This is a genomic window from Marinobacter vinifirmus, assembly GCF_002258215.1.
Classification (GTDB): Bacteria; Pseudomonadota; Gammaproteobacteria; order Pseudomonadales; family Oleiphilaceae; genus Marinobacter; species Marinobacter vinifirmus.
Genome location: NZ_NEFY01000014.1, coordinates 1 through 11,696 on the forward strand (window position 1 = coordinate 1; position 11,696 = coordinate 11,696).

The 11,696-nt window shown below is 59.0% G+C and carries 7 protein-coding genes and 1 pseudogene; all 8 read left to right on the forward strand.

Annotated features, from left to right (window positions below):
* Positions 1-101: 101 nt before the first annotated feature.
* The 8 genes and pseudogenes from B9Q17_RS14180 to B9Q17_RS14215 all read left to right on the forward strand — a co-directional run bounded on the left by B9Q17_RS14180 (position 102) and on the right by B9Q17_RS14215 (position 11,613).
* Positions 102-1,355 (forward strand): IS256 family transposase, encoded by a 1,254-nt coding sequence (locus tag B9Q17_RS14180; protein WP_011783528.1) that lies wholly within the window; start codon positions 102-104, stop codon positions 1,353-1,355.
* 29 nt (positions 1,356-1,384) lie between these two features.
* Positions 1,385-1,744: pseudogene (locus tag B9Q17_RS14185) on the forward strand (type IV pilus secretin PilQ); the annotation flags it as partial.
* Between the two features lie 139 nt (positions 1,745-1,883).
* Positions 1,884-2,468, forward strand: coding sequence for a shikimate kinase AroK (gene aroK, locus B9Q17_RS14190; RefSeq protein ID WP_094625701.1), 585 nt, complete (start codon positions 1,884-1,886; stop codon positions 2,466-2,468).
* Entirely contained in the window at positions 2,443-3,531 is a 1,089-nt protein-coding gene (aroB, locus tag B9Q17_RS14195) for a 3-dehydroquinate synthase (RefSeq protein WP_094625702.1), read from the forward strand. The genes aroK and aroB overlap by 26 nt, the downstream gene beginning before the upstream one ends.
* A gap of 254 nt (positions 3,532-3,785) precedes the next feature.
* Positions 3,786-8,234: a glutamate synthase large subunit gene (gltB, locus tag B9Q17_RS14200; protein ID WP_094625703.1), complete on the forward strand. Its 4,449-nt coding sequence runs from the start codon at positions 3,786-3,788 to the stop codon at positions 8,232-8,234.
* 78 nt (positions 8,235-8,312) lie between these two features.
* Positions 8,313-9,731 carry a glutamate synthase small subunit GltD family protein gene (locus B9Q17_RS14205; RefSeq protein WP_094625704.1) on the forward strand — a complete coding sequence of 473 codons (1,419 nt, stop codon included), beginning with the start codon at positions 8,313-8,315 and terminating at the stop codon, positions 9,729-9,731.
* Positions 9,732-9,856: 125 nt separating this feature from the next.
* Positions 9,857-10,921 carry a uroporphyrinogen decarboxylase gene (gene hemE, locus B9Q17_RS14210; RefSeq protein WP_094625705.1) on the forward strand — a complete coding sequence of 355 codons (1,065 nt, stop codon included), beginning with the start codon at positions 9,857-9,859 and terminating at the stop codon, positions 10,919-10,921.
* A gap of 323 nt (positions 10,922-11,244) precedes the next feature.
* A complete protein-coding gene (locus tag B9Q17_RS14215) occupies positions 11,245-11,613 on the forward strand; it encodes a PilZ domain-containing protein (protein ID WP_244177401.1) in 369 nt (122 codons plus the stop codon).
* Positions 11,614-11,696 lie beyond the last annotated feature (83 nt).

The following is an 11,696-nucleotide window of genomic DNA, read 5'->3' on the forward strand; positions in this document are numbered from 1 at the left end:
GAGTTATGGTGATTTCTGGTGTATGGAAGCAGGCTGAAAGGATGGCGTATCCTGTTGGTTGATCACCACCAAGATCACAACCAACAGAGGATGGATACGCCATGTCCAAGTCTAACCTGCATGCTCTTTCACAACCAGAGGCGACCACGAACGATCCCTTGCACGATCTGATCCGACAGGGTGCCCGTGACCTGATTGCGCGGGCTGTCGAGTCTGAGCTTCAGGGGCTACTGGATCAGTATGCCGATGTATTGACACCCGATGGTCGCAAGGCGGTAGTCCGAAACGGTCATTTACCAAAGCGAACCATTCAGACAGGCGTTGGAGATGTTGACGTTCAGGTGCCCAAGGTCCGGGACCGCAGCGGCTCCGGCATTCGCTTCAACAGTCAGCTCCTGCCACCGTATTTGAAGCGGGCCCAGAGTCTGGATGAACTCATCCCCTGGCTCTACCTGCGCGGTGTCTCCTCTGGCAATTTTCAGGAGGCCCTGAGTGCCTTGGTCGGCGAGCAGGCCAAGGGCCTGTCCGCCAACACGGTGTCACGGCTCAAGGCACGGTGGCTGAAGGAGCACGAGGATTGGCGTCGCCGTGACCTGGGCCAGAAGCGCTACGTCTACTGGTGGGCAGACGGTGTCTACAGCAATGTTCGTCTGGATGATCGACTTTGCCTGCTGGTGATTATCGGGGTCACAGAGCATGGCCACAAGGAGCTGGTCGCGGTGGAAGATGGCCACCGCGAGTCCGAAGCCAGCTGGCGAGAGCTGCTCACCGGCTTGCGTGAACGTGGCCTGGACAATGCGCCCAAGCTGGCCGTAGGCGACGGGGCTTTGGGCTTCTGGAAAGCGCTGAGCAAGGTGTTTCCGGATACCCGGCACCAGAGGTGCTGGGTTCACAAGACTGCCAACGTGCTGGACAAGCTGCCCAAGTCCGTACAGCCGAAGGTGAAGTCAGACCTGCATGAGATCTATCTGGCGGAGACCCGTGATGGCGCTCACAAAGCCTTTGACAGCACGTTAAGGCGATTCCGGGACAAGTACCCGAAGGCCATGGAAAACCTCGAAAAAGACCGGGATGAACTGCTGGCCTTTTACGATTTCCCGGCAGCGCACTGGATTCACTTGAGGACCACGAATCCCATTGAGTCCACCTTCGCCACAGTCAGGCTGAGGACCAAGCGAAGCCGGTCCTGTGGCAACCGCGACACTACGTTATCGATGGTATTTAAATTGCTCCAATCCGCCCAGAAACGCTGGAAGCGGATCAAGGGGTTTAACCAACTGAAGCTGGTCGTGAATAACGTTCAGTTTCGGGATGGAGAACGGGTGGATGATCAATCCGGCAGAGACGCCGCCTGATGCTCATACACCAGATTTGACAATAACTCACCAACGTAGAGTTCAAGGAAGCGGTGCTGTCTCTGGAAGTGACGCCGCAAATCACCCCGGATGACAAGATCATTATGGACCTCGTCGTGAATCAGGATTCCCGTGGCGAGGTTACGGCGGGCATCCCCTCTATCAACACTAACGAGGTAACTACTCAGGTGTTGGTAGCGAACGGTGAAACAGTGGTTCTGGGTGGTATTTTCCAGTCCGAGGTGGCCACGCAAACCACCAAGACTCCGTTCCTCGGCGATATTCCCTACCTTGGCCGCCTGTTCAAGCGTACTGAGCACATCAATGAGCGTAGTGAGCTGCTGATCTTCATCACCCCGAAGATCATCAAGAACGACCTGATCGACTGATCCGGCCAGTAAACCGAAAAAGCCGCCGCTAACCCCGGCGGCTTTTTCGTGTCTGGTGTAATGCTTCTGGTGCCGGTGACTTATGGAAAGGTGCGCCCTGTGCTATTCTCACCCGCTTGAAATCTGTTGAGCGGAAATTATGTCTTTGCCCAAACGCGTAGTACTGGTCGGGCCCATGGGGGCCGGAAAAAGTACCATCGGCCGGATGCTAGCCAAGGAACTCGGGTACCGTTTTCTCGATTCTGACCGCATTATTGAAGAACGCTGCGGCGCCAATATTCCCTGGATCTTCGATGTGGAAGGGGAGGACGGCTTTCGCCAGCGGGAAACTGCCATGCTGGATGAGCTCACCGGCGAACAGGGCACCGTTCTGGCCACTGGTGGTGGCGCTGTAATGCGCCCGGAAAACCATCCGTTACTGAAGAAAAACTCTGTGGTGGTGTACCTGAAAACCTCCATCGAACAACAGGTGGAGCGCACCCGCAAAGACCGTAACCGCCCGTTGCTGCAGAATGACGATCCGGAGGCCGTCCTGCGCAGGCTGTTCGACATCCGTGATCCGCTGTATACCAAGCTGGCGGATATCGTGATGTACACAGACCGGAAAAGCCCCCGGCTGGTGGTCCGGCAGCTGGTCAACCGTATCAACCCCAGAACCCCCCGGCACAAACGGCAAAGACGCAAAGAAGGTCGTGACTATGCACAAGGTACTTCGAGAACTTGACGTTGACCTCGGGGAGCGCAGCTACCCGATTATTATCGGTCAGGGTTTACTTGGCTCCTTTGATCTGACCCCCTGGGTGGCCGGCAACCAGGTGATGATCGTTACCAACGAAACGGTCGCGCCCCTGTACCTCGAAAAAGCCCGTGCCTGCTTCCCCGGTAAAACCGTGGATGTGGTTACCCTGCCGGATGGTGAAAAATACAAAGACTGGCAAACCCTGAACCTGATCTTCGACGGCTTGCTCGAAAACCGTCACACCCGAAAAACCACCATCGCGGCCCTTGGTGGCGGCGTAGTGGGGGATATGGCCGGGTTTGCGGCGGCCTGCTATCAGCGAGGCGTGCCCTTTATCCAGATTCCCACAACCCTGTTGTCCCAGGTGGATTCCTCCGTGGGCGGAAAAACCGGCATCAACCATCCCTTGGGCAAAAACATGGTGGGTGCATTCCATCAGCCGCAGGCTGTGCTGATTGATACCGATTCCCTGGCCACCCTGCCACCCCGGGAAGTCTCTGCCGGGCTGGCGGAAGTCATCAAGTATGGTTTGATCCGGGAAGAGCCGTTTCTTGGTTGGCTGGAGCAGCACATTGATGAGCTGGTCCGGTTGGAGCCGGCTGCCCTGGGTGAAGCTATCTACCGCTCTTGCCTGTGCAAGGCCGAGGTGGTTGCGCTGGATGAAAAAGAAGGCGGCCTGCGGGCGATTCTCAACCTGGGTCATACCTTTGGCCATGCCATCGAGACCTATGCGGGCTACGGCAACTGGCTGCATGGCGAAGCAGTGGGTACCGGCATGCTGATGGCGGCTGATCTTTCGGTTCGTGAAGGCAATATCACGCCTGCGGACCGGGATCGTGCTGCGGAGCTGATCCGCCGTGCCCGACTGCCAGAGCTGGCTCCGGAAGGCATGACCGAAGACGATTTCATGAGCCTGATGGCGGTGGACAAAAAGAATGTCGACGGCAAGCTTCGCCTGGTGCTGATGAAAGCGCTGGGATATGCCTATGTAACCGACGAAGCGGCCCCCGGCAATATCCAGGCGACGCTGAACGCCTTTATCCGCTGACCTTATTCCTGCATACCCGGCTGCAGGGGCCGATTATGGTGCCCTGCGGCCTTTCTGCCCTCTTTTAGACCCCCTGCTTTGCACCATCCCGGTGCAAAATTGCGAAAAGTAGCCTCTCCGGTACAAAAGTTGTTGCGTAGGTATAAATACGTGCGTAGACTCCCTTCCCCCTTTTTTTTGGTGTCAGTTCATTTTGTGCACTAAGGCAGTGCATAAGGGGCTGGCGGGAAGCCTTTTTACACGAGAGAACGCTTATGACAACAGGCTTGTATCATCCCGACGAATTCAGGGACAACTGCGGTTTTGGCCTGATTGCCCACATGAAGGGCGAGGCCAGCCATAAGCTGTTGCAAACTGCTATTGAATCCCTCACCTGTATGACCCATCGCGGAGGCATCGCAGCAGATGGCAAAACCGGCGATGGTTGTGGGCTCCTTTTGCAGAGCCCCAAGGCCTTCCTCATTAAAGCTGCGGAAGCGGCGTTTGGAAAAAAACCTGGCGACTTGTTTGCAGTTGGCCAGGTTTTTTTAGCTCCGGAGGAAGCTAGGGCTGCAGCCGGAAGGGCTGCGGTTGAGCAAAGACTGACCGAACAGGGCCTGGAAATCCTGGGCTGGCGGGAAGTGCCGGTGGATGACAGTTGCCTGGGCCCCATGGCCCGGGATTGTATGCCCCGCATCGAGCAGGTGTTCGTGCTGCCGGCCGGAAAGTCTGAGCAAGACTTTGCCATCAGCATGTTTGTTGGCCGCCGCCATGCCGAGCGGGATATGGCGGATGACTCCGAGTTCTACATCTGCAGCCTGTCTCACCGCACCCTGGCCTACAAAGGCCTGATGATGCCGGCAGACCTGGCGAACTTCTACAAGGATCTGGGCGACCCGGACCTGCAAACCGCGATCTGCGTGTTCCACCAGCGGTTCTCCACCAACACCATGCCGCGCTGGCCGCTGGCCCAGCCGTTCCGCTTCCTGGCCCACAACGGCGAAATCAACACCATCGACGGCAACCGTAACTGGGCCATCGCCCGTGCCGCCAAGTTCAGTTCTCCGGCCCTGCCGGACCTGCAAACCCTGCAGCCGCTGGTGAACCTGACCGGTTCTGACTCTTCCAGCATGGACAACATGCTGGAAATCCTGCTGGCCGGTGGCGTGGACCTGTTCCGTGCGGTGCGCATGATGATTCCGCCGGCATGGCAGAACGTTGAGACCATGGACCCGGACCTGCGCGCCTTCTACGAATACAACTCCATGCACATGGAGCCCTGGGATGGCCCGGCCGGTCTGGTTATGTCCGACGGCCGCTACGCACTGTGTATGCTCGACCGTAACGGCCTGCGCCCGGCGCGCTGGGTGGTTACCAAGGATGACTTTATTACACTGGCATCTGAAGTCGGCACTTACAGCTACACTCCGGACGATGTGGTTGCCAAGGGTCGGGTAGGGCCGGGCCAGATGCTCGCCATCGACACCGAAACCGGCGACGTACTGCACACACCGGATATCGATGAGCGGCTGAAAAACGCCAAGCCGTACAAGCGCTGGCTGCGGGGCAACTCCCTGCGCATCGAAACCACCCTGGACCAGGCCACACCCGAGTTCCGGCTGATGGAATCGGACGATCTGCTGGTGCACCAGAAGATGTTCAACGTCTCGTTCGAAGAGCGGGACCAGGTGCTGCGGCCGCTGGGTGAAGGCGCCCAGGAAGCGGTTGGCTCCATGGGTGACGATACCCCCATGGCCGTGCTGTCCAGCAAGGTTCGCCACGTGGCGGATTACTTCCGGCAGAAGTTCGCCCAGGTAACCAACCCGCCCATCGACCCGCTCCGCGAGACCATTGTGATGTCTCTGGAGACGTGTCTGGGTGCCGAAAAGAACGTTTTCCAGGAAACCCCGGACCACGCCAACCGGATCATCCTGACCACGCCGGTGCTGTCCCCCGCCAAGTTCCTGAAGATCAGCAACAACGATCGTCCGGGCTTCGAGGTTGAGCACATTGCCCTGAGCTACCGCCCGGAAGAGGGACTGGAGCAGGCGGTTCGCCGTATCTGCGAGCAGGCGGCCAATGCCGCGCGCAGTGCCAAGGTGCTGCTGATTCTGAGCGATAAGGGGCTGGCCGAGGGCGAACTGCCGATCAACTCCCTGATGGCCACCGGCGCCGTTCACCACCACCTGGTGCGTAACGGCCTGCGTTGCGATTCCAACATCATCGTGGAAACCGGCTGGGCCCGGGACCCGCACCACTTTGCGGTGCTGTTCGGTTTTGGTGCCACCGCGGTGTATCCGTACCTGGCCTACCAGGTGCTGAACGACCTGATCCGCACCGGCGAAATGCTGATAGACCCGGTCCAGGCCAAGAACAATTACCGCAAGGGCATCAACAAGGGCTTGCTGAAGATCCTGTCCAAGATGGGGATCTCCACCATTACCTCCTATCGGGGTGCCCAACTGTTCGAGGCCATCGGCCTGGCCGACAGCGTTGTGGATCTGTGCTTCAAAGGTGTACCCAGCCGTATTCAGGGTGCGGACTTCTATGACTTCCAGCAGGACCAGGAACAACTGGCCGCTGTAGCCTGGAAACCCCGCAAGTCCCTGTCTCCCGGTGGTCTGCTGAAGTATGTACACGGCCAGGAATACCATGCCTTCAACCCGGATGTGGTGGCGAAGCTGCAGGATGCCGTTATCAGCGGCGACTATGGTCACTACAAGGAATACGCAGGCCTGGTGAACGAGCGCCCGGTGGCGACCTTGCGGGATCTGCTGACCTTCAAGAAAGATATTAAAGGCATCGACCTTAATGAAGTAGAGCCGGTGGAAAGCATCTTCCCACGGTTCGATTCCGCTGCCATGTCCCTCGGTGCCTTGTCTCCGGAAGCCCACGAAGCCCTGGCTGTAGCCATGAACACCCTGGGTGGCCGCTCCAACTCAGGTGAGGGCGGGGAAGACCCGGCCCGCTATGGCACTAACAAGCGCTCCAAGATCAAGCAGGTGGCCTCCGGCCGATTCGGCGTTACCGCAGAATACCTGCGCAGTGCTGACGTTATGCAGATCAAGGTAGCCCAGGGTGCCAAGCCCGGTGAGGGCGGCCAGCTGCCCGGTGGCAAGGTGAATGACCTGATCGCTCGGCTGCGTTACTCGGTGCCCGGCGTGACCCTGATTTCGCCGCCACCGCACCACGATATCTACTCCATCGAGGATCTCGCACAGCTGATCTTCGACCTGAAGCAGGTAAACCCGCAAGCGCTGGTGTCGGTGAAGCTGGTATCCGAGCCCGGTGTCGGCACCATCGCTGCCGGCGTGGCCAAGGCCTACGCTGACCTGATCACCGTATCCGGCTACGACGGCGGTACGGCGGCCAGCCCGCTGACCTCAATCCGTTACGCCGGCTCCCCGTGGGAGCTGGGCCTGACCGAAACCCAGCAGGCCCTGCGTGCCAACGACCTGCGCGGCAAGATTCGCCTGCAGACCGATGGCGGTATCAAGACCGGCCTGGATGTGGTGAAAGCCGCCATTCTGGGGGCTGAAAGCTTCGGTTTCGGCACCACGCCCATGGTGGCCCTGGGTTGTAAATACCTGCGGATCTGCCACCTGAACAACTGCGCCACCGGTGTGGCCACCCAGAACGATTACCTGCGGGAAGAGCACTTCAAAGGCACCGTGGAAATGGCCATGAACTTCTTCCGCTTTGTGGCGGAAGAAACCCGGGAGTGGCTGGCGAAGCTGGGCGTGCGCAGCCTGGAAGAGCTCGTAGGCCGCGTAGACCTGCTGGAACGCCTGCCGGGCGACACCGAGCGCCAGAGAAAACTGGACCTTAGCCGCCTGCTGCAGAGCGACCACATTCCGGCGGACAAGCCGCAGGTGTGCCAGGTTGAGCGCAACCAGCCCTTCGATGAGGGCAAGCTTGCGGAACAGATGGTGAAAGACACTGCGGCAGCCATTGCCGAGAAATCCGGCGGCGCCTGGAGCTACAAAGTCACTAACTGCGACCGTTCCATCGGTGCCCGCCTGTCTGGCGAAATCGCTGCCCGGCACGGCAACCAGGGCATGGCCGATGCCGCCATCACGCTGGATCTTACCGGCACGGCTGGCCAGAGTTTTGGTGTCTGGAACGTAGGTGGCCTGAACATGGTGCTAGAAGGCGACGCCAACGACTACGTGGGTAAGGGCATGACCGGCGGCAAGCTGGTGGTCAAGCCGCCCCGTGGCAGCGACTTCAAAACCCAGGAAACCTCCATCATCGGTAACACCTGTCTGTACGGTGCCACCGGAGGCAAGCTGTTTGCCGCCGGTACCGCAGGCGAACGTTTTGCCGTGCGTAACTCCGGTGCCCACGCAGTGGTGGAAGGCGCAGGCGATCACTGCTGTGAGTACATGACCGGCGGCCTGGTGACCGTACTGGGCTCCACCGGCTACAACTTTGGTGCCGGTATGACCGGCGGCTTCGCCTACGTACTGGACCTGGATAACACCTTCGTGGACAAGTACAACCACGAGCTGGTGGATATCCAGCGGATCTCCCGGGAAGACATGGAAGCCTACCGGAACCACCTGCGCGGTGTGATCCGGGAGCATATTTCAGAAACCGGAAGTGCCTGGGCCGAGCACCTTCTGGAGGATTTCGACGATTACATCGGCCGGTTCTGGCTGGTCAAGCCCAAGGCCGCTAACCTGCGCAGCCTGCTGGCCAATACCCGTGCCCGCCCGGAATAACCCCGGGTTCAGAAAGGTTGATGGGCTGTTGCCGGCAGGCGCAGCCCCCGTCGAAATCGAGATGAAGAGAGCAGCAACATGAAAGAACGTCTCCATAATGACTTTCAGTTTGTGGAAGTAGGGCGGGTAGACCCCAAGAAGGTGCCCGCCAAGAAGCGCAAAAAAGAGTTCGGGGAAATCTACCACCCGTTCAGCGAAACCCATGCGGCCTCGCAGGCGCATCGGTGCCTGGAGTGCGGTAACCCGTATTGCGAGTGGAAGTGCCCGGTACACAACTACATTCCGAACTGGCTGAAGCTGGTGTCGGAAGGCAACATCATGAAAGCCGTGGAGTTGTGCCACCAGACCAACTCCCTGCCGGAAGTCTGCGGCCGGGTGTGCCCGCAGGACCGACTGTGTGAAGGTGCCTGTACCCTGAACGACGGCTACGGCGCGGTTACCATCGGTTCCGTTGAAAAGTACATCACCGACACCGCCTTCGCCCTGGGCTGGAAGCCGGATATGTCCAACGTGAAGTGGACGGACAAGAAAGTGGCGGTTATCGGTGCCGGCCCGGCCGGCCTTGGCTGTGCCGACATCCTGGTGCGCAACGGCGTGAAGCCGGTAGTGTTTGATCGGTATCCGGAAATCGGTGGCCTGCTGACCTTCGGCATTCCTGAATTCAAGCTGGAAAAATCCGTGATGGCCCGGCGCCGGCAGGTCTTCGAGGAAATGGGCATGGAATTCCGCCTCAATACCGAGGTGGGCAAGGATGTTCAGCTGAAGGCGATCATCGACGAGTTCGATGCCGTGTTCATGGGCATGGGCACCTACACCTACATGAAGGGCGGCTTCCCAGGCGAAGACCTGCCGGGTGTGTATGATGCCCTGCCGTTCCTGGTGTCTAACGTCAACCGCCGCCTGGGCTTCGAGCAAAAACCCTCCGAGTTCATCGACATGAAAGACAAGAATGTCGTGGTGCTCGGCGGTGGCGATACCGCCATGGACTGTAACCGCACTTCCATTCGCCAGCAGGCGGAAAGCGTGACCTGCGCCTACCGCCGGGACGAAGAAAACATGCCGGGTTCGCGCCGTGAAGTGGCCAACGCCAAGGAAGAAGGTGTGAAATTCCTGTTCAACCGCCAGCCCGTTGAAATCGTGGGTAACGGCAAGGTGGAAGGCGTGAAAGTGGTCACCACCGAGCTGGGCGCCCCGGATGAAAACGGCCGTCGCCGCCCGGAAGTGGTGCCCGGCAGCGAGGAAATCATCCCGGCCGACGCGGTGCTGGTGGCCTTCGGCTTCCGCCCGAGCCCGGCGCCCTGGTTTGACGAGTTCGGCGTAAACACCGACGACTCCGGTCGGGTAACCGCGCCGGAACAGGCCGAATTCCCGTTCCAGACCAGCAACCCGAAAATCTTCGCCGGTGGCGATATGGTGCGCGGTTCTGACCTGGTGGTCACCGCCATCTGGGAAGGCCGTCAGGCAGCAGAAGGCATCCTGGATTACCTGGATGTCTGATTAACGGCTTGACCGGTGTCAGAAGGGCGGCTTTCTAGTGGAAAGCCGCCCTTTTTTATTGACGCAAACGGGGTATCATTGCTTCCCATTGTCTCTGACCATTTACCGACGAGAAGACTGGAATTATGACTGAGCTGAAGAACGATCGCTTCCTGCGCGCCCTCATGCGCCAGCCCGTAGACCGTACCCCGGTGTGGATGATGCGCCAGGCCGGTCGATACCTGCCGGAATACCGCGCAACCCGGGCCAAGGCCGGCGACTTCCTCAGCCTGTGCAAGAACACCCCGCTGGCCTGTGAAGTGACCCTGCAGCCGCTGGAACGCTACCCGCTGGACGCCGCCATCCTGTTCTCCGACATCCTGACCATTCCCGATGCGCTGGGGCTGGGCCTGTACTTCGAAGCCGGAGAAGGCCCGAAATTCCGGAAGGTGATCCGTTCCGAAGCAGACGTAGACGCACTGCCGAAAATGAATGCCGAGTCCGACCTGGACTACGTGATGAACGCGGTCTCCACCATCCGCCGTGAACTGAACGGCCGGGTACCGCTGATCGGTTTCTCCGGCAGCCCCTGGACCCTGGCGACCTATATGATTGAAGGTGGCTCCTCGAAGACCTTCTCGGAAGCCAAGAAGCTGATGTACGGCCAGCCGGAAGTCATGCACCGCTTGCTGGACCACCTGGCGGATGCCGTTATCGATTACCTGAACGGCCAGATCAAGGCCGGCGCCCAGGCGGTGCAGATTTTCGATACCTGGGGCGGCGTGCTGAGCAGCTGGGCCTACGAAGAATTCTCCCTGCGCTACATGAGGAAAATCGTCGCCGGCCTGATCCGCGAAAGCGAAGGTCGTCGCGTGCCGGTGATTCTGTTCACCAAGAACGGCGGCCAGTGGCTGGAGTCCATCGCCGACTCCGGCTGCGATGCCGTTGGCCTGGACTGGACTACCGACATCGGCAACGCCCGCGCCCGTGTGGGTGACAAGGTTGCCCTGCAGGGCAACATGGACCCGGCCATGCTGTATGCGCCGAAAGAGCGCATCCGGCAGGAAGTGGCAGACATCCTGGCCCGCTATGGTTCCGGCTCCGGGCATATCTTCAACCTGGGGCATGGTATTACCCCGGATGTGGATCCGGAGCATGCCGGGGCGTTCATCAATGCCGTTGTCGAATTGAGTGCCGAGTATCACCGGTAAAGCCTTACTTGGGTGATTGTCTTCCCCAGCCTGCTTGGGTTGGGGGAGGCGGTCTGGTGGGGGAGCCTCCAAAAAAACGCTCCTGCGGCACATCCCTGTGGCGCTTGGGCTCCGCCATCCATGGCTCCGCACATTTTTTGGAGGCTCCCCCACCAGCCCGCTGTTCCAACTCCGTGAAATAGTCCGAGCGCCACCGCCCCCTGCTTTTCTTTGGTTTAAATCGTTTTACCTTATTTGACGCAGTCAAAGACTATTGGCGTGTTGTGCTTCTGTTTGTGTCGGGTCTATAGTCAAAACAGAGCCAACCGATCAGGAGTTTTGCCTTGGCACCGTCAAATAAAGAGAAACGTAAATTCAGCCGAATGGAGTTCGGGGCTCCCTGTGAATTGTTCTGTGAAGACCAGGTCTGGTCGTCCGAGGTACTGGATATTTCTTTCGGTGGGGTGATGGTCAAACGTCCGGAAGGTGAGGCGTTGCCGTATAACAAGCCGTTTGAGGTGGTGATTCATGTAGACGACCATGCGACTGGCATTGTTATGGCCGTTGAGCTGAGGCATACAGATGATGAACGGCTTGGTTTTCGGTGTGATTACATAGACGCTGAAAGTACTGAGAATCTCGAGCGGTTGGTTGCCAGTAAGCTGGGGGACTTGGCTCTGTTAGAACGGGATTTCGCCAAGCTGATAGGTTAATGCTTGTGCGCTATGCACAATGTTGGATGGGGCAGTATCAGAGAGCCTTTCCAAAAATTTCGTAGGCCATGGATGGCCGGAGA

Coding starts and splice junctions, on each gene's coding strand:
- B9Q17_RS14180 (WP_011783528.1), top strand. CDS start 102: ATGTCCAAGTCTAACCTGCATGCTCTTTCACAACCAGAGGCGACCACG.
- aroK (WP_094625701.1), top strand. CDS start 1,884: ATGTCTTTGCCCAAACGCGTAGTACTGGTCGGGCCCATGGGGGCCGGA.
- aroB (WP_094625702.1), top strand. CDS start 2,443: ATGCACAAGGTACTTCGAGAACTTGACGTTGACCTCGGGGAGCGCAGC.
- gltB (WP_094625703.1), top strand. CDS start 3,786: ATGACAACAGGCTTGTATCATCCCGACGAATTCAGGGACAACTGCGGT.
- B9Q17_RS14205 (WP_094625704.1), top strand. CDS start 8,313: ATGAAAGAACGTCTCCATAATGACTTTCAGTTTGTGGAAGTAGGGCGG.
- hemE (WP_094625705.1), top strand. CDS start 9,857: ATGACTGAGCTGAAGAACGATCGCTTCCTGCGCGCCCTCATGCGCCAG.